Raw genomic sequence first — 20139 nt, 5'->3', positions numbered from 1 at the left:
TGACTTTTCTGAAGGGGCAAAATGTTTATTTATCCATAAATCTATCGTATGCTGTTTGCTGTACTTTTAAATACTCTTGCAATCCGTTTTTATCTAGCATCTCGAGGTATTGATCCCATCCCTCTTCTACATCTTTAATTCCTGTAATGAATTCTGCAGTTGCTTGATCTATATAAAGGTTCATATTTGTTATTATGTCGACAATAGTACGAGACTCATCTATTGAAAACTCCACTTTAGGCATCAGCGTTGCGAGATCTGGTACACATGGCAAATAGTCATTTACGGCAGATTCATATAATACTTTTTCGATGTCTTCTGCAGGATTTTCTTTTGCAGTAAACCAGAGATCATAATCTGCGGGACGGTAATCTGATCCTATTCTATTCCAGCTCAAGTTTTTCGCATTATCTGCTGGAAGCCTAGTATATTTTGCGGGCTCACCGATAATATTTAATTCTCCTTCTTTCGCATACTCAAGCTGTCCATTGCCGATTTCACCAAACTGCGACCATAGCAAGCCTTCCTCTGTATACAAATAATCTGCCCATCTGATTACGGCTTCTGGAAACTCACATGCATTTGTGATCGACAATGTTGCTGAGCCATAGTCTGGCGCTCTAGCTGCGGAGCGAACTCCTTCTGGCCCTTCTAGCGGTGGCAATGCTATATAGTTGGTCCATATATCAAAGTTGCTCGTATTGGTAAATACCGAAACACTTCCTCCCGTTGTCGCTCCCAATATTATATCACCAGGATTTGAGCCTAGCTTTAGCAATTGATCCTTGGTTTGCGAGAAAATAAGTGGGTCTAGAACTCCTGCTTCATGCAGTCTATTCATATATTTTAGAAATTCTTTCCATTCGTCTGTTGCTTTCACATAATAAACTTTGCCATTTTCATCAATATTTAAGTAATTGGACGAGTTGGTATTTGGAATGAATGCGTTTGATATATATGGAATTGGATTAGTGTTCCAACCAGATGACATCGCGCCAGATAGAGGCACTTCATCATTGGGGTCACCATTTCCATTGGCATCTTGCTCTTTAAATGCAACTAACACATCAAAAAACTCTTCTGTCGTGGTTGGCACTTCTAATCCCAAATTATCTAGCCACTCTTTATTTAACCACATTCTGTTTGCCACTTCTGAGTGAGTTGAGTTGCCGATACGTGGCAAAGTATACATGTGCCCATCTTCCATGGTCCAGGTATCTCTCACTTCTGGATGCGCATCTAGAACTGCCTGAATGTTTGGTGCGTGCTCTGCTATTAAATCTTCTAGCGGAATAAAAATCCCTTGATTTCCATATAATGCCAGTTCCGAATGCGACGACCAAATATCGAGGATAACATCTGTATAGTCTCCGCCGGTCATCATTACGTTAAACTTTTGCTTCTTATCTGCGTCAGTGGTCTCTACAAACTCCATATCAAAGCCCATCTTCTCTTCCATATGTGCAGTAACAGGATTTATCTCCGATGTATAGCTCGTTACCCCAGGTCTCAACCCTACAAAAAAGCTGATGCTTACATCGTTGCCTTCTTTAATTACTGGATACCCCGACTCTGTGTATAGATCATCGTGCGCTACTTTGCTTGCAGCAGACTCGTCTCCACCACATCCTACTAGCATCGCTGCCGCCAACATAGGTAACACTGCCAATTTTCCTAACTTCATTTATGCTCCTCCTTTAAAAATCGCTTATTTATTTTGATTTCTATCATACGCATCTTGCTGTACTTTTAAATAATCTTGGAGCCCATATCTATCTAACGTTTCTATATACTCATCCCAGCCAGCATCGATGTCTTTCTTTCCTGTTACAAACTCTGCCGTTACTTGGTCTATATACATATTGACGTTTGTTGTTACGTCCACGATTATACGCGACTCTTCTGTATCAAACGCAACCTTTGGCATTATGGTTTCTAGCGGTTGCGCAACTGGCAGATAGTCATTTACTGCAGATTCGTATAGTACTTTCTCGATGTCTTCTGCCGGATTCTCTTTTGCTGTAAACCACAAATCATAATCTGCTGGACGATAATCTGGCCCCATTCTATTCCAACTTAAGTCTTTTACATTATCAAATGGCAATCGAATATATTTTGCCGGCTCACCGATTATGTTGAGCGCTCCTTCTGGTGCGATATCGATAGCTCCATTTCCTATTTCACCAAATTGAGACCATATCAAGCCTTCTTCTGTATATAGATAATCGAACATTCTCACTACCGCTTCTGGATACTTACACGCATTGGTAATCGAAAGCACTGCTGAGCCATAGTCTGGAGCTCTCACTGCAGAAACCACGCCTTCTGGTCCTTCTAGCGGTGGCAATGCTATATATTCATTCCATCTTGCCGTATTGGAAGTATTTGTAAATACCGATACGCTGCCTCCAGTTGTTGCTCCCAATATTATATCTCCAGGATTTGATCCGAGCTTCATTAACTGATCTGAGGTTTGCGTAAATAATAGCGGATCTATTAGCCCATCTTCATACAACCTGTTCATATACTTCAAAAATTCTTTCCATTCATCGGTTGATCTTGCATAATAGACTTTACCGTTCTCATCGATATTTAAATATCCAGAAGCGTTAGTACATGGGATAAACGCATTTGCAATGTATGGAATCGGGTTAGTGTTCCAGCCAGATGTAATTGCACCAGATAGAGGCACTTCATCATTTGGATCGCCATTTCCGTTAGCATCTTGCTCTTTGAATGCCTTTAGTACGTCATAGAAATCTTCTGTTGTTTTTGGAATATCCAGCCCTAGGTTATCCAGCCATTGCTTATTGATCCACATTCTTTGAGAGACCTCAGAGTGAGTTGAGTTACCAATACGCGGAATAGTGTACATATGCCCATCTTCCATAGTCCACGTATCTCTAATTTCTGGATGCGCATCAAGAGCCGCCTGAATATTTGGCGCATGTTCTGCAATCAAATCTTCTAGCGGAATAAAAATACCTTGGCTTCCATATAAAGCCAATTCTGAATGCGTGCTCCACATGTCTAATATAACATCAGTATAATCACCACCTGTCATCATTACGTTAAATTTTTGCTTTTTATCAGCTGATGTTGTCTCGGTGATATCCATTTTTATGCCTGTTAAGTCTTCCAGATGCTTTGTTGTAGGATTTACGTTAGAATCATATGTGCTTACACTTGCTCTCAGTCCTGTAAAAAAACTTATAGACACATCATTTCCCTCTTTAATAATTGGATAACCTGATTCCGTATAAATATCATCGCTCACACTTGCAGATTCAGAATCATCAGAACCGCACCCCACAAAAATTATTCCTGCTGCCAATGTACACAATCCTAAACCTAATAATTTTTTGATTTTCATTGTATTTCCTCCTAGTAGTGTCATTATTACTTATATTATATTTCGCCATGATATTTATCATGACATGTTATATTTGATAGCAGCTGTAGTTGTCTTCACCTCTTTTTTATGTACTACTTTTATATTTAGAATATATTTGTTTGAAACCCCTCGTAAAATTTGAGGGGCATAATTCTCTTAACCTTTAACTGATCCTGACATAATGCCACGAACAAAATATTTTTGTACAAATGGATAAATGATCATCATCGGCAATGCGCTAACAACGATTACTGAATATTTCAATATCTGTTGTAAATTCTCTAATATTGCCATATCTTCTAAGCTCAGCGAGCCTGCGTCTCCACCAAATGCGGTCTCTCCTTGGAATAGGATGTCGCGTAGTACTAATTGGATTGGATACTTATCTGGATCATTTATATATAGTAATGCTGCAAAGAATTGGTTCCAGTGACCTACGGCATAATAGAGCGTTATAACTGCCAATATTGGCTTAGCAAGCGGAAGCGCGATTTTCAATAGATATTCTATATCTGACGCACCGTCGATCTTTGCCGCTTCTAGTAACTCTTCTGGTATTGTCTTTTGGAAGTATGTTCTTGTAATTACCATATTCCCCATTGCAACTGCCCCAGGAATTACCATTACCCAAAAAGTGTTAATCATTCCCAGGCTTCTATATAGCAAGAAGGTTGGGATCATTCCTCCATTAAACCACACTGTAAATGCAAAAAATAGAGTAATCTTTGATCGCCCGATTAGATCTTTACGAGACAATGGGTATGCGGTGATTACGGTCATAAACACATTGATTGTTGTACCCACTAGCATATACATAATCGAATTTTTAAAACTTGGTATAATCAAATGGTGATCCAAAACTGCTTTGTATCCATCTAAAGTTATTTCTACTGGCCAAAAATATACTTCACCTGCGGCCACCGCCCTACCAGAGCTAAATGAATTGATGATAATAAACCATAGTGGGTATACAATAAGTAATAATATAAATGTCGCAAATATGGTAGTGATAATAGATGTGCCTATTTCATCCCCTATTTCTGGTGCCAACATCTTTTGTATTTTATTTCTTGGTTTTACCTTTATATAATCTACCGTTTCTACTGCTTTTGCCTCTTCTACCATATGCTCATCTCACCATACTTTCTAGCAATTTTGTTTACCACAATAACCAAAACAAATGCTATCGCCGACTTAAACAAACCAATGGCTGTTGTATAAGAAACATCTGGTAGCGATGCCGCGATACCCATTTTATATACATACGTACTTATCATCTCCGACTTGCTCGCATTTAGAGTATTTTGTAATAGTAGTGCCTTCTCAAATCCTACATTCAAAACGTTACCCATTCCAAGAATTAAGCTTAAAACAACTTGTGGAATCAAAAACGGTATGTCTATATGCCAAACTCTTTGGAACATAGTTGCGCCATCAACCATCGCCGCCTCATGATAGGTCGTATCCACCCCTGCTAACACGGCACAATAGATGATAGCACTAAATCCCATGTTTTGCCATATTCCAGACCAAACATATACAGACGAAAAGGCTTCGGGGATCCCCATAAGATTTATTTCCCAGTCTCCGCCAAACAAACCAACGATTGTATCAATCATACCTCCACGAGGATTTAAAGCTTCTACAATAATACCCGCCATAACAACCACTGATATAAAGTGAGGTGCGTATGTTACAGATTGTATAAACTTGCCATATCTCTTAAACGGAATATATCTAAACATTAGTGCTAGCATAACCGGGAATGGTAATCCCATAAACAAGGCATATAAACTGATCGATAATGTGTTTCTAACAAGTTCCCACATTTTGCCCGAGTTTATAAATCGCTCGAAGTGTTTAAGCCCAACCCATGGGCTTCCCCAAATACCTTCCACTGTCAGATAGTCTTTAAACGCTATTTGCGCACCATACATCGGAAAATATTGAAATACCAAGAAATATATGATTGGCAAAACCAATAGCAAATACAGCTGCCACATACCCGCCATTTTTTTCAATTGTTTTTTCTTTTGCTCTGGAGTTAATTTAACTTTCTTAGCTTTCTTTGGTTTACGCGATACTTTTTTTTGCTCTATTACTGTTTCCAAAAGAACTGCCTCCTTTATGAAATTCTCCTCAACTGCATCCTTGTGAAACGTTTCTGTTTTATAATTATATCTATCTTAGATGTGCAGCTAAAGATATAGTTAAACAACAAAAATTACATATAAAATATATTTATGTAGAAAAGTTGTTGCAATTTTATATTGTTTATATATATAAGTATAACATAATTATTTTTTAAGTACAATAGTTTACAAAAAAATATTTTGTGATGTATATTGTTCGCAAAAAAAAAGAGACCATAACGGCCTCTATAATATTTTTTTTATTTTTTAATTTTTTCAACCTAAAGAAGTCTTCTCTCTCTTTTTCTTCTAAACTTTCACTAATTTGTTTTACTTGTTCTTTGTACTTAGGAATTTGAATATTAGATAGAGCATTAGTTCTCTTTTGAGTTTTTTCAATCTCCTTTGCCAATTTGTAAATCGAATTTTCTAGTACAGCAAGCTCATAGATTTGGTATTGAGCTTCTTTAAATTTTAGCGCTGCCTTATCAAAGGCACTATTAGATTCATAGAAACTATAATGTGGCACTAGTGGGCTTTTTTCATATCTAATTGTTGGAATTACGGATCCCATAACACTTTTTGGTAACACTTCAAATTTTTCATCTTTTGGAATGCTATAGGCAATTTCGTCTACCTTCTGGATACCCATTGTGATGTTTGCATTTTGCAGCGCCAAATACGCCTGCGCCATTATATCGCCTATCCCAGTCTGCATCGACTTTGCCTTTTCTACTAGCTCCATCATTTCGCGTATCAAAACGTTGCGCTTTTTATCTAGCAGTTCGTATCCAGACTTTGAAAGCTCCAGCGACGCCTTTGCCTTTAGTAGGTTACTCTTAGTTGGTGCAACTTGCATTGCCATAGATTACACCTCCCAATACTTATCTAGCATTTCAGGCGGGATTCTATCTAGCTCCTCTTTAGGTAAAATACGAAGCATTTCCCATCCAATGTCCAATGTTTCTGTGATACTCCTATTTTCATGATTTCCCTGAGAAATAAATCTTTCTTCAAACTTTTTGCCAAACTTTAAATACAACTGGTCTATTTCGCTTAGATCATCTTCTCCTATAATTTGTGCAAGCGAGCGAATATCTTGAACATGCGAATACGCTGCAAATAGCTGATTAGTGAGGTCTACATGGTCTTCGCGAGTGTATCCTGCTCCAATGCCATCCTTCATCAAACGAGACAAAGACGGCAGTATTGCTATTGGCGGGTAGATTTGCTTTTGATTTAATTCTCGGCTTAGAACTATTTGTCCTTCGGTAATAAATCCTGTAAGGTCTGGAATTGGATGCGTGATATCATCGTTTGGCATCGTCAAAATTGGTATCAATGTAATGGACCCTTCTTTATTTTCGAGCATTCCAGCGCGTTCATAAATTGTAGATAAGTCACTATACAAATATCCCGGATAGCCTTTTCTAGATGGTACTTCTCCTCTAATCGATGACATTTCTCTTAGAGCTTCTGCGTAGCTAGTCATATCTGTAATTACAACCAATACATGCATATTTTTCTCAAATGCTAAGTATTCGGCAGCCGTAAGAGCGGTTCTCGGTGTAGAAATCCTTTCTACAATTGGATCATCTGCCAAATTTAAATACATAACAACGTGGTCTAATGCTCCAGACTCCTCAAAACTCTTTCTAAAATAGTTGGCATCATCGTGGCGAACGCCCATCGCTCCAAATACTATGGCAAAATTTTCTGCTGTCGCACCTTCGATTTTTGCCTGATTTACAATTTGGACCGCTATTTCATTGTGCGCCATACCATTTCCGGAAAATATTGGCAACTTCTGCCCACGAATTAATGTCATTAGCGCATCAATTGCAGAAATTCCAGTTTGAATAAAATTTCTAGGATACTGCCTAGCGACAGGATTTATAGGACGTCCATTGATATTTTCACGATGCGTCGATGCGATACTTAATCCACCATCAATGGGCTTTCCAACTCCGTTAAACGTTCTCCCCAGAATATCTGGGCTTAATGCTATCTCCAGTGGTTTTCCTGTAAATTGCACAGCAACATTTTCAGTCGAAATTCCTGTAGTCCCTTCAAACACTTGCACTACTACATAATCGCCATCTATTTTGATAACTTTTCCCGAACGTATTTCCCTACTATCCACTGTAATTTTAACAAACTCTCCATAAGCAACCTCTGATACACCATCTAGCATAATAAGAGGGCCCTGGATTTTATCTAGTTTCAAATACTCTTTTACCATTTCTACACCCTCCTACTCTTGATATTTAGCTTTTAATTCATCATATCCTGCTTTAATTTTATCTGTTAACTCATCTAGCAGTGCAAGATTTGAGTTTGGCACATCATATTTCATCTTGATTATTTCTTGATATATCGGAACTTTTCTAATAATCGAAACAGGTATTCCTAATTTTACGCACGCCAATGCACTCTCATAAAATACATCAATGACCTTTAGCATCTTGTATTGCTTTTCAAGACTTACATAGGTATCTTCTTTATGAAGTGCATTTTGTTGCAAGAAGCTCTTTTTGATTGTCCTCGCGGTTTCTAGGATCAACTGCTGATCGTTTGGCAAAACATCCTCTCCAATCAGCTGAACAATCTCATTCAACTTCTCTTCTTCTTGCAGCAACTTAACCATCTTTCCTCTAATATACATCATATCCGGAGCCACATTATCGCGATACCAATCATGTAATATAGTTACGTAACTACTATAGCTTGTGAGGTAGTTAATTGCCGGATAGTGTCTTGCGTAAGCTAATTTTTTATCAAGCGCTAGGAATGCGCTCACAAAACGCTTTGTATTTTCTGTAACTGGTTCTGAGAAATCTCCTCCTGGTGGCGAGACTGCGCCAATTATTGTAACCGACGCCTCTTCGTTATTTAACGTTTTGACGCATCCTGCTCGCTCATAAAACTGTGCAAGTCTAGAAGGTAGATAAGCCGGATACCCTTCTTCTGCAGGCATCTCTTCTAATCGGCCAGCGATTTCACGGAGTGCTTCTGCCCAACGCGATGTCGAATCCGCCATAATGGCCACATCATAGCCCATGTCTCTAAAATATTCTGCCATCGTAATTCCTGTATATATACTAGCCTCACGTGCAGCAACAGGCATATTAGATGTATTGGCAATTAGGATTGTTCTCTCCATCAAAGGACGATTTGTTCTAGGGTCAATCAAACTAGGAAATTCTTCCAGAACGTTTGTCATCTCATTTCCACGCTCTCCGCAACCGATATATACGATTATGTCGGCATCAGACCATTTTGCTAGCTGATGTTGCGTTACAGTTTTGCCCGTTCCAAACCCTCCTGGAAGCCCAACTGTGCCTCCCTTCGCCACAGGAAAGAACGTATCTATTACACGTTGCCCCGTAATTAGTGGTTTATATATGGGCAAACGCTCTTTGGTTGGTCTACCCTTTCTAACAGGCCACTTCTGAACTAAAGTCAATTCATGTCTGGCACCCGATTTAAGCTCTATTACCACAACTGTATCTTCTATTTTATACTCGCCATCTGGTTTTACCTCTACTACTTTTCCAGCAACTAGAGGGGGTACCAATAACTTATGCAATACGCTAGCGGTCTCCTGAACAGTTCCATATACCGCTCCTGCTGCGAGGTAATCTCCCTCTTTAACGTTTAGCTTTACTTCCCATAATTTTTCGGTATCTATAGAAAGAAGACCAATACCTTCTGGAATAAAATTTGGAGAAATACTTTCAATTTTCTTAAGAGGTCTTTGAATTCCATCGAACATATTTCCAAGCATACCAGGGCCAAGGCTAATTGACAGAGGATCACCCGTCGAAATAATTTCTTCGCCTGCTCTAAGCCCTTCTGTCTCCTCATATACTTGCACAGTGGCTCTATCTTGCTCTAAAATAACAACTTCTCCTATTAATCTTTGGTTTCCAACAGTTACCATCTCGTTTAATTTAAATGCACCCATTCCAGAACCCATAACAACTGGGCCATTTACAAGCGTAACATTCCCTTTATTTTTCAAGTTCTTCACACTCCTTCTCGATAGCAGTCAGAACAAGTTGAGAAATCTCTTCGCTTTTGTTTTCGAGCACACTATCTAACGATAAATCTATTTGCATATTTGAAGCTTCTATTTTTACAATTAAGCCTCCTAAAACAATTTTATCATTTAGATCAAAGGCAACAAATTTAGTATTTGCGCCTTCAGCTTCCAGTTCATTTATTATTGCTTCCTTTTGATTTTTTAAGTCTTTTGGTGAAAGATATATCACAACCTCTTGATCAAAATATTCTTTTAGAGACTTTACGCTTTCTATAATCCATGTCTGATATTCTGCAGTGTCAGTGTATTCATTTATTCTATCCTTTAGCAATTCGTCTATAACATGGATGCAGTCCTCTTTTACTTGCATGATTTCCTTTTTTGATTCAAGCTTTGCCTTCGCTTTATATTGTGCAATTTTTGTATCGATAATTTTTTTATGATCGTCCACATATCTTTTGGCTTTCTCTTTGCTTTGCTGCTCTTGAAGCGCTCGTCTTTTTCTATAATCGCTTTCTATTTTGGCACGACCTTCTTGTAAATTATCTGATATGTCTTGCTGCATAAGCTTTGAGAACAAGGCAAGTTTTTGTTCTAGGGTTACCAATTTTTTCACCTCTCTTTTAAATTTTAATGCCCACAGATTCTCTAATATATTGTGAAATAGCATCTCCAGATCTTATTGTTCCATGTCTATCAGGAATTTCTATAATCATTGGAATCGCCTTTTTAAGCTTATATTCCATTACTTCTTCTTTTGCCAGATCTACAATTCTTTCTGTAAGAAGCAAAAGACCGATCGTATCATCCCGAAAAACCGCATTGATTTCGTTTAGTACTTCTTTTCTAGAATGTACTACGACTCCATCTACACCGCAAAGACGCATTCCAACCCAGGTGTCCTTGTTATCACTAATTAAAAAAGTTCTCATATCCTTCGTCCTATGCAAACAAAATTAAAATTGAAATAATCATACCATAAATCGCGATACCTTCTGCCATACCTACAAAAATTAATGTCTTACCTAAGATTGCTGGATCTTCTGATACTGCTCCGATCGCCGCAGATCCAACTGCACCAACTGCGCGTCCGGTTCCGATTGTTGCCATACCTGTACTTAATGCTGCAGCTATATATTTAAATCCTTCACCTACAGAAACACCAGCCACTGTTGCCACTACTTCATTTGTTGCAAGAACATCGCCATCAAAAATAATAAACGCCAACGCCATAACTATTAAAGTACTAAACGGAGCTACTGTTGTTAGAATTGCCTTTTTAATATTACCTTGTTTTTTGTTTTTCACTGCGCTAATGCCAGCTTCGATTGTAATTCCTGCAATAACTGCTGCTAAAATCGTTGTAATAATCATCATTGTTCTTTTACCTCTTTCTTATTTTTAATATTTATATACTTTCCTTATTGTTACCTAAAACGATTGGATTATATGCATATCCTTCTCCAGAAAAATATTTATTGAACATTTCATAATACTCAAGTCTCAAACACTGAATAAAAACAACTAGTCCTTCTAATGTTAGAATCAAGATGTTTCCTATAATTATAATCAAAACTTTTAGAATTGGACTTTCCACAAGCTCTGCCATAACTAAAAATGCCATAAATAATCCTGCATGGTTTAGTGCAAACGCACCCACCCTTATAAATGATATTGCATTACTAAGCGCACTTAACAAAGTCTCTAGCCCTTCAAATCCATTTTCCACAAAGTAGCTTCCTTTATCACCTTTAATTAAAGGACGCTTGCCTTCCATAAAATGAGTAAGTGGCTCTTTTAAAACCATAATAATCAAAGTTATAACTAATATAGTTGCAAAAACTAATGGTGATATTGGTATAACTCCCGTAAACGCTACTGCCGTTAATACCAAGCTTAAATAAAAAATATATCCAACAATACCATGGCTTCCAAAAACGCCATGTTCTATGTCTCCTTGTTTTAGACTGTTAACAATCCCTATAAAATATGAAAGCGTTAATAGCACTACACCAACGATAACACTAGCAATCAAAATTGGTAAAATATTCTCGGGATCTAGCGGCGATCCGCCCAATATACTTGGCAACCACGGCAACTGATGCTGTTCTAGCCCAAACAAACTGCCATAAAAAAATCCAAATGCTATCGAAAAGCTTCCCAATCTCTTTAGTAGTCCCCCGGCAGCCACATTTTTCTTAGCAACTAAAAATCCTGCCAAAACATATATCGCTCCTTGTCCTATATCACCAAACATTATTCCAAATATAAGACACATTGTCATTGCCAGAAATGGTGTAGGGTCAAACTCTTTATATGACGGCAAACCATATAGATTTACAATCATTTCAAACGGCTTAAACAACTTATTATTTTTAAGCAATGTTGGCGGCATAATCTTTTTATCAAATTCTTCTGGATTTTTATTTACCATTACATATTTATCTGTTACGCTCGCAACAACATTTTCTAAATCTTGCGCATCTTTTTCTGGTATCCAACTTCTAACCACAAAAACATTATTTCCATGATAAATTTGCTTGCTCAAATTGATTACTTCTTTTTCGAGCTCTATTCTTGTATATATACAATTTAACATTTTTGCTTTTTCATCTATATTTTTATAGACTATCTCATTGAGTTGCGCCGCTTCTTCTTCATATGCTGTCACTTTATGATGCAGTTGATCTTCTATCTGCGATATATCTCCCAAAAATTCATCTGGGATTCTAATTTTTCTCCAGTTTACAGACTTTAGGAGATGTTTGGTCTCATCAGCCAGATGATTAGGATAAATTACTAAATAAATATCTTCCTTTACATCAGTAATTTCTCCGACTCTAACTACAATTGCACTGATATTTTCATAATTTTTCTTAATTTGTACCGTATGCTCATATGATAATATACCAATTTGAAAACCAAAATTATTGAGCTCTGTCAGGCTTTTAAAATCAATATTTCTCTTTTTTACGCTATGAATTATATGCTCCAAATATTTTAGCTCTTTGTATTGTCTTTCTATGAATCCCAATCTATCTACTTTTTCACGTGAGCCTTCAACAAAAGCTTCGAGTTCTGCTTTTGCCGCAGTCAAATCATAGCCTTGCTTTACTTCAGTATAGTCTATTTTGAGATCTAATTTAAGTTGAGTTGCAATGCTCTGTACTATATTAGATATCTTCAATATTTCTTCTATTTTTACTGGTTCATTTATCGCTGCCAACACTTCATTACTTTGCAAGCTAGATTCATATTCATGAGTTGTAAAACTATCTTCGTGTAAGTCATCGAGACTAGCATTGATATGTGCTTTTTCACTTAAGATAAGCTGTTCTAAAATATTCTGTTCATCCGTTTGTGAAGCTACAAAACTTAGCATCGTCATTTTTTCAATAGCCACTTATACCATTCCCCTTTCTTTCTCTACGTTCTAATATTATTTATTAGATACTCTTTAATTTCATCCTTATTGAGTTGATATCTCAAGCCTTCGATAATAGCTATAATATCCTTTTGATCCATTTCCAAGGTATAGATATAGACCATAAGCTTGCCTATGCCAGATATATTTTCTTTTTCTAGCAGCTTGCTGTATAACCAATTATCTACCTTTTTTGAGAGCAAATCATTACTTTCAAAAAATATCTCTGCACCCAAATATTTGTTTGCCAACACACGGAATTTAGCTATATCTTCTACATAACATAGATTTTTTAGGCGGTTATAAGAAATTTTATATCCTTTTCCTAGGCTATATAACAAAATTTCTTCGTTATTTAATTCATAAAACCGTTTTGCTCGATATATCCACTCTACGTTAAGTCTATCTATTCGTTCCCCCAAGATTCTAGTGGCTATTACTCTATCTTTTTCGTGTAGACTCTTTGCTTTTTCTTTTAGAAGTTTATAATATGCGGCGTTAATTTTCATTTCTAAATGCCATTCACTAACTGCCAACTCATTTTTATCAATCGTTCTAACCGTAGAATAATAAATCGATCCATTTAAAATTTTTGTAAATTCAACTATATCCCTAGCTTCTAGCAGTCTGTTAAAATCTACAGTAGCATACTTTTTGCTATGAATAAAATATTTACTCAAACCATTATGCAACTCGTCTCGCATTAATGCGCGGATTAGTAATTCTATATCTCGTAATTCATATAGCTGCAACATTAGTTTAAAAAACTCTTTGTATGCTCCAGACATAAAGTGCAACATTTTTTCTATTTCATATACATTTACGCACCAAAGAGCCACTTCTAAATCGTTTCTGTGAATACCATCTTCCGTTGCGTGTTCTTCCAAAAACATTCTATACGTGTCCTTTTTAGAAATATAAGTAATTACTTGCTTTATGTCCTTAAGCTCAATCATACGACTAAAATCTTCGCGTGTTAGCAAAAATGGTTTGCGACTTTTTAGTTTGGCATCTACAGCATAATAAGAAACAAACTCATTCATTGAATTTAGCTCCTCTCGCTTTTTATCTCATTAAATAATTTTTCCACCAAACTACCTTTAACATTTATAAAAGCATTTTTAATAAGTAAGCATTCTTTTTGGGTTTGTTCATTAATTAATTCTTTTGTAATCTCTTGCTGTTGTTCTAGATTATTTTCATAGTCTTCAACATCTTTTTTTGCCTGATCGAGAATACTTTTACACAACTGACTTATATCCTGATCCAAACTTTCCTGCAAATTTTTGAGATTTTCTTTCGCCAATTTTTGTTTAGCAGTAGTGTCTTTGTCAATTGAAATGATTTCCTCAAAAATATCCTTCATGATTAACCTCCATTTCTGTCTTTTTTTTTGTGTACTGTGGGGCATATTTTTCCCTACACATACCATTTTACCACTTTTATATAAAAAAGAAATAGTTTTTTACATTCTTTAACAATTAAATTTTTCCAAATGGCTATTTTGAGATAGTATCTTCCGTTTTTTTTATCGATTTAAAATACTTTTTACCTTTAGCAGATGCGAAAAATTCATAGTTGATTGATTTATTAGTCACTATTTTAACTTTACTTCTTGCCACTACAATTTCTTTAATGTCCTCTTCTCCTATTTTTTCTCCCATCAAAACATATGCTTTCTGATCTATTACTAATACTTTAGAAAAACCACTTATGATGCTTAATATTACTAATAATATAGCAATCACAAAAGCATTTATATTAAACGGCATTCCCCCAATTGTTGTTAGTATTGTTATAATCAACATTCCAACAAACGCGCACACGGCAACAATGGTTAAGAAATCTTTCTTAAATACTCGAACTTCCACTGCATTCATTTCTTCTTTATATTTTTTATTAAGCTCGCCAATCATTGCTTTAATTATAAAAATAAGTACATATAGAACTGCTATAATAATGTAGGTCCACTTGATTTCCATTGTATATCCCTCCACAAAAATGGACACGGTATTGCCGTGCCCCACACATTACTTCTTATTTAAACAACAGTTTTTGTATTTTAGCCCGCTGCCACAACTACAAGGGTCATTTCTGCCTTGCTTTTTAATTTTCGTCATAGTTTTAGACTTGTTGTAGTCTCGCTTGATTTGTGCTTTTTCTATATCTGTTAGCAAAGAATCCCACTCTTTGAGAGTATATAACCAGTCCGCTTTTGCATCTAGCATATTCCAATACAATTTTTTGAGATCATAGTTCAGTTTTACATAACTATCGCCTACCATATCTTTTAATTCGTATGGACCATCGACCAAGCTCTCGTTAATTCCATCCACAAATCCCAAAAACTCATAATCGTTCATTCCATATTTGGCGCCCAGTTCCGAAATCGTTCCTTCAACTATTTGATCTGGATGTGATAGTAAACTTGCGTAAACATTTCTCTCTTTAGTCAAATACTTTTCTACGACTTTTTTGTATTCTTCTGTAGAGCGAGCCTTTGCTTCTTCACCATAGTTTTCCCATTGTTCGTGTAAACTCATATCTAGTCTCCTTTTTTGCCTAAATAAGTACCTAGTATTTCCCCATAATATAAAACCTTATAATCTCCACTATTATAGAATTTTTCTAACTTTGCGTCAACTATTTTTTCTTTTTTAAATTAGAATTAAGAGGAATACTTATACTAAATTGTTTGCTATCTTCTAACATTTTATACGTATGTCACAAATATCTTAGCAAAACCATGAAATGAGGTTTACAAATATTTTAACTTCACTCCTCGGACATAATATTTTATATTGCAAGACGCAAAAGTATGCCAAAAAAATATTGTATTTTAAAATGTCACCTACATTTTGTCCGCTTCATAAACTGTAGATTATCAATAAGGAGGTATTTTTATGTCCAATCAACAATCTAATACTTTAGACTCTCTAGTAAATAATAAAATTACTGTCTATTCTAATCGCTATAGCTACTCTATTATAGTCTCTGAAGTTTGTCAAAATTATATGAAAGGCATCGAACTTGGGACAGGTCAAACTAAAATTTTCAACTTAGCTGATATTGCGTATATCGAATATATTTTACCTTAAGGAGGTCCCTGAATGAAAGAATTTAATCCCAAAATTCCAGCAAAAGCGTTGGCTAAAGGATCCACGAAATCTACAAACTATCTCAAACTCGTAGAAGAATTAAGAAAATCACCAACCTGTGGTATGCGTTCTAATATAACTCCAGACCCTGCAGATATAATAAAAATACCTACGCTACTTTCTGCAAAGCCCACATTATCATCAGCAGTTACTACAAAGCAAGTATCAAAAGATATACCTGCTCCTCATCCTCCACTCAATACACCGACTCCTGAAACTACTGATGCTGTTCATACCCAACTCAATGCATCGGCTCCCGCAGCTACTGATGTAGTTTTTACTCAGCTCAATGCATCGACTCCTGCAACTACTGATATAGTTTTTAATCAGTCTACTGCACAAATGCCTGCATCTGCCGATATTGCTTATAATAGCCAATACCATTCTATACCTATTTGTGGTAGCCCTGCTTGCTTTGGACTTAATACCGCATTTCCAATAGATACCACAAAACCTCAAGCTGCCAACAACCTATGTCAATATATAAACCAAAAAGTCAGCATCCTTATAGCAGGAACTCAGCTACAAGTAGTTATTTGCGCCGTTACTCCTACAACAATACGAGCATTCGACTATATCAATGCCGCCATATTATATATAAATATCTCGCATATCGAAATTGTATCACCGCTTCCAATGCTCTATTAAATTTTTTCGCATTTAAAAACCTCCCCGCAAACAAAACAGGGAGGCTTTTTTTATACTCCAGCTGGCCCAAGTGGCAAGCCAAGTTGAAAAAATATAAGTAGTAATATGGTCCAAACTATCAAGAAAACTACAGAATATGGGAACATCACTCCTATTAAATTACCCAAAGTAAATTCTGGTTTGTACTTTCTCATATACGCAAGAATAACCCCTGTATAACTCATCATTGGTGTAATAATATTTGTTGATGAATCGGCTACTCTAAATGCTGCCGCAACCATATCTGGTGTCATTTCTGGATGAACTCTATATAGCATTGGAATAAAGATCGGCCCGAGCAATAGCCACTTTGAAGATAACCCTCCAACAAACAAGTTAATTACCGCTGTTGTAAGGATAAATCCTATAATTAATAGCATTGGCCATTCTCCAAAACCTAAATTTTCTAAGAATGTTGCCCCTAAATATGTTATATACGTTCCGATATTCGATTTTGTTAATAGTGCCAAAAAATTATAGCAAAAGAATGTCAAAACAATTACATATCCCATGTTTGAAATTTGTCTAGCAAGACCCATAACTATGGCTTGCGAATTATTATACTTTTTTATCGCCACTCCATAGAAAAGACCTGGCATAAAGAAGACGATCGTTATCATCAAAATAATATTATTGGTAAATGGCGTTATCATTTTTCCATTCACATCTGCATATGGTGCCAAAGGTCCAAAATACAATGCCACAATAATAACGATACCAAAAACCAATCCCACTACCGCTGAAATCAAACCAATATTTTCTTCCGGCTTCACTGTAAATTCTTCTAAATCTAGATCATCTGGAATTATAAATGATTGCTTTTCTAATTTTGGCGCTACAATTTTAATCGTAACCCAGGCACCTACTATCGACAATACAATTGTTGATACAACGATAAAATAATAGTTCATATATGGAACAGATAACGGCGTACCTCTAGAAGACATAAACGGAACACCTTGTGCTGCTGCAAAAATTTCTGCATTGGAACCAACAATAACATCGATTGGCGTTGCTGGAATCAAGTTTGCGCTAAACCCTGCAGATACCCCGGCAAATGCCGCGGCCATACCAATTAATGGATTTTTCTTAATTCCGGCATATAGCAAGCCTGCAAGAGGAATTAAAATAATATATCCCGCATCAGATGCCACACTGCTCATAATTCCCAAAAATACCAACAATATAGGCAGCCACTTGTCTGAACATTTCATACTGATCTTTTTAATTAGTGTTGCCAACAGCCCCGAATCTTCTGCTATACCAACTCCAAACATTACAATTAAGATCAGACCTAACACTCCGCCACCATACGCTAACCAGTTAGCAAGTAAGGCGTTATCAAAAATCCAACGCACATTTTCCGCTTCTGCCATATTATTAATGGAGTATTTGATCGTTTCTCCACCAACTACACTTTCACCAAAAGTCAGGCCTCCCCAAAATACCGACAACAAAAATGTCACTACGTATAATATTATGAAAATAATTACTGGATCGGGAATCCGCTTACCTATCATTTCGACAACCGATGATTTCTTACCGTCTTTCTTCCTCATACTCTCCTCCTCATAATTAGTACTTAGTTCTATTGCATTGCTTATTTTATGCAAAAAAAGCTAAATTTATGTTGAAAAGGTATTAATTTTCTTATATTATATTAAAATTTTACCAATGATTTTCTCTATCACTTAATTTTTATCTACGGCAGTAGACATATTTTATCTCTCCAACAAAATTGGTAAGATAAGGAAAAACCTTTGTTTCTACACTCCAGCTGGTCCCAGAGGTAAGCCCAATTGAAAAAATACAAGCAATAATATGGTCCAAACTATCAAGAAAATTATAGAATACGGAAGCATTACTCCTATTAAATTGCCCAGCGTAAATTCTGGTTTATACTTTCTCATATACGCAAGAATAACTCCTGTATAAGTCATCATTGGCGAGATAGTATTTGTTGATGAGTCTGCTATTCTATATGCCGCGGCAACGAGGTCGGGCGTCATTTCTGGATGCACTCTGTATAGCATTGGAACAAAGATTGGCCCTAGCAATAACCACTTTGCAGATAGCCCTCCCACAAACAAATTGATTACTGCCGCTGTAAGAATAAACCCTATGATCAATAGCATTGGCCATTCTCCAAAGCCTAAGTTTTCTAAGAACGTTGCCCCTAAATATGTTATATAAGTTCCAATGTTTGATTTTGTTAACAATGCTAAAAAGTTGTAGCAAAAAAATGTCAAAACCAGTATATATCCCATGTTTGAAATCTGCCTAGTCAACCCCATAACTATAGCTTGTGAATTATTGTATTTTTTTACTGCTACGCCATAAAAAAGACCTGGCATAAAAAATACGATCGTTATCATCAAAATAATGTTGTTGGTAAATGGCGTTATCGTTTTTCCACTCGCATCTACATATGGTGCCAAGGGGCCAAAATATAGTGCTCCAATAATAATGATACCAAAAACCAATCCCACTACAGCTGCAATCAATCCCATATTTTCTTCTGGCTTTACTGTAAATTCTGTTAAATTTAAATCTTCCGGAACTATGAACGATTGCTTTTCTAATTTTGGTGCCACAATCTTAGTAGTGATCCACGCACCCACTATCGACAATACTACTGTTGACGCAACGATAAAATAATAGTTCATATATGGAACAGATAACGGCGTACCTCTATAAGATACGAACGGAACATTTTGTGCCAGTGCAAAGATCTCGGCATTGGAACCTACAACAATATCGGCTGGAGTTGCCGGAATCAGGTTTGCACTAAATCCTGCAGAAACCCCTGCATTTGCTGCAGCCATACCTATTAGCGGATTTTTCTTGAGCCCTGCATATAGCAACCCTGCCATAGGTATCAAAATTATAAATCCCGCATCTGATGCCACATTACTCAAGATTCCCAAAAATACTAGTAATATAGGCAACCACTTATCTGAACATTTTATACTAATTTTTTTGATCAACGTTGCTAGCAGTCCCGAGTCTTCTGCTATACCAACTCCAAACATTACGATCAAGATCAGACCTAGTACCCCACCACCATAGGTTAACCAGTTCGTAACCAATGCGTTATCAAAAATCCAGCGTACATTTTCTACTTCTGCCATATTGTTGATAGAGTATTCGACCGTTTCGCCAAATGTCATATCACCCAAAAATACTGATAACACAAATATCACTGCGTATAATATTATGAAAATAATTACTGGATCAGGAACTCGCTTGCCTATCACTTCGATAATCGATGTTTTTGTACCACCTTTATTTTTCATCAC

Annotated in this window: 19 protein-coding genes; 2 read left to right on the top strand and 17 right to left on the bottom strand. The window is 36.4% G+C overall.

The window, feature by feature from the left end; all coding sequences use genetic code 11:
- Positions 1–25 precede the first annotated feature (25 nt).
- The 15 genes from PCY70_RS02260 to PCY70_RS02190 form a co-directional block, all read right to left on the bottom strand.
- On the bottom strand, positions 26–1684 hold the full coding sequence (locus tag PCY70_RS02260; RefSeq protein WP_305768277.1) for an extracellular solute-binding protein: 1659 nt from the start codon (positions 1682–1684) through the stop codon (positions 26–28).
- Positions 1685–1708: 24 nt separating this feature from the next.
- Positions 1709–3373 (bottom strand): extracellular solute-binding protein, encoded by a 1665-nt coding sequence (locus PCY70_RS02255; RefSeq protein WP_305768276.1) that lies wholly within the window; start codon positions 3371–3373, stop codon positions 1709–1711.
- Positions 3374–3550: 177 nt separating this feature from the next.
- Positions 3551–4519 carry a carbohydrate ABC transporter permease gene (locus tag PCY70_RS02250; protein ID WP_305768275.1) on the bottom strand — a complete coding sequence of 323 codons (969 nt, stop codon included), beginning with the start codon at positions 4517–4519 and terminating at the stop codon, positions 3551–3553.
- Positions 4513–5505 carry an ABC transporter permease gene (locus tag PCY70_RS02245; RefSeq protein WP_010166989.1) on the bottom strand — a complete coding sequence of 331 codons (993 nt, stop codon included), beginning with the start codon at positions 5503–5505 and terminating at the stop codon, positions 4513–4515. The genes PCY70_RS02250 and PCY70_RS02245 overlap by 7 nt, the downstream gene beginning before the upstream one ends.
- Before the next feature lie 193 nt (positions 5506–5698).
- Positions 5699–6391 (bottom strand): V-type ATP synthase subunit D, encoded by a 693-nt coding sequence (locus PCY70_RS02240; RefSeq protein WP_305768274.1) that lies wholly within the window; start codon positions 6389–6391, stop codon positions 5699–5701.
- A 3-nt stretch (positions 6392–6394) separates the two neighbouring features.
- Entirely contained in the window at positions 6395–7768 is a 1374-nt protein-coding gene (locus tag PCY70_RS02235) for a V-type ATP synthase subunit B (protein ID WP_010166984.1), read from the bottom strand.
- Between the two features lie 12 nt (positions 7769–7780).
- Positions 7781–9550, bottom strand: a complete 1770-nt coding sequence (locus tag PCY70_RS02230; protein ID WP_010166982.1) for a V-type ATP synthase subunit A — start codon at positions 9548–9550, stop codon at positions 7781–7783.
- Positions 9540–10187 (bottom strand): V-type ATP synthase subunit E, encoded by a 648-nt coding sequence (locus tag PCY70_RS02225; protein ID WP_305768273.1) that lies wholly within the window; start codon positions 10185–10187, stop codon positions 9540–9542. The genes PCY70_RS02230 and PCY70_RS02225 overlap by 11 nt, the downstream gene beginning before the upstream one ends.
- Positions 10188–10194: 7 nt before the next feature.
- Entirely contained in the window at positions 10195–10503 is a 309-nt protein-coding gene (locus PCY70_RS02220; protein ID WP_010166978.1) for a V-type ATP synthase subunit F, read from the bottom strand.
- Positions 10504–10513: 10 nt separating this feature from the next.
- The gene (locus PCY70_RS02215; RefSeq protein WP_305768272.1) at positions 10514–10948 is read right to left on the bottom strand and encodes an ATP synthase subunit C; all 435 of its coding nucleotides are present in this window, start codon (positions 10946–10948) and stop codon (positions 10514–10516) included.
- Between the two features lie 31 nt (positions 10949–10979).
- Positions 10980–12974 carry a V-type ATP synthase subunit I gene (locus PCY70_RS02210; protein ID WP_305768271.1) on the bottom strand — a complete coding sequence of 665 codons (1995 nt, stop codon included), beginning with the start codon at positions 12972–12974 and terminating at the stop codon, positions 10980–10982.
- 23 nt (positions 12975–12997) lie between these two features.
- Positions 12998–14038 (bottom strand): V-type ATPase subunit, encoded by a 1041-nt coding sequence (locus PCY70_RS02205; protein WP_305768270.1) that lies wholly within the window; start codon positions 14036–14038, stop codon positions 12998–13000.
- A 5-nt stretch (positions 14039–14043) separates the two neighbouring features.
- On the bottom strand, positions 14044–14361 hold the full coding sequence (locus PCY70_RS02200; RefSeq protein ID WP_010166970.1) for a hypothetical protein: 318 nt from the start codon (positions 14359–14361) through the stop codon (positions 14044–14046).
- A 133-nt stretch (positions 14362–14494) separates the two neighbouring features.
- The gene (locus PCY70_RS02195) at positions 14495–14977 is read right to left on the bottom strand and encodes a hypothetical protein (protein ID WP_305768269.1); all 483 of its coding nucleotides are present in this window, start codon (positions 14975–14977) and stop codon (positions 14495–14497) included.
- A 48-nt stretch (positions 14978–15025) separates the two neighbouring features.
- Positions 15026–15538 carry an SEC-C metal-binding domain-containing protein gene (locus PCY70_RS02190; RefSeq protein ID WP_010166966.1) on the bottom strand — a complete coding sequence of 171 codons (513 nt, stop codon included), beginning with the start codon at positions 15536–15538 and terminating at the stop codon, positions 15026–15028.
- A gap of 360 nt (positions 15539–15898) precedes the next feature.
- On the opposite strand from PCY70_RS02190, the gene PCY70_RS02185 reads away from it, so the two are divergent.
- Together PCY70_RS02185 and PCY70_RS02180 are read left to right on the top strand one after the other, a co-directional pair.
- Positions 15899–16093, top strand: coding sequence for a hypothetical protein (locus PCY70_RS02185; protein ID WP_010166964.1), 195 nt, complete (start codon positions 15899–15901; stop codon positions 16091–16093).
- Positions 16094–16105: 12 nt separating this feature from the next.
- Positions 16106–16801: a hypothetical protein gene (locus PCY70_RS02180; protein WP_305768268.1), complete on the top strand. Its 696-nt coding sequence runs from the start codon at positions 16106–16108 to the stop codon at positions 16799–16801.
- 50 nt (positions 16802–16851) lie between these two features.
- On the opposite strand, the gene PCY70_RS02175 is transcribed toward PCY70_RS02180, so the two are convergent.
- Both PCY70_RS02175 and PCY70_RS02170 read right to left on the bottom strand, forming a co-directional pair.
- Entirely contained in the window at positions 16852–18399 is a 1548-nt protein-coding gene (locus tag PCY70_RS02175; protein WP_305768267.1) for an AbgT family transporter, read from the bottom strand.
- Positions 18400–18606: 207 nt separating this feature from the next.
- Complete coding sequence (locus PCY70_RS02170) at positions 18607–20136, bottom strand: AbgT family transporter (RefSeq protein ID WP_305768266.1); 1530 nt, start codon at positions 20134–20136, stop codon at positions 18607–18609.
- Positions 20137–20139: the final 3 nt, after the last annotated feature.

This window comes from Candidatus Epulonipiscium viviparus, assembly GCF_030708075.1.
GTDB classification, from domain to species: Bacteria; Bacillota; Clostridia; order Lachnospirales; family Cellulosilyticaceae; genus Epulonipiscioides; species Epulonipiscioides viviparus.
The sequence above is the reverse complement of the archived record's forward strand: the minus strand, read 5'-3'. Positions and strand labels throughout refer to the sequence as shown.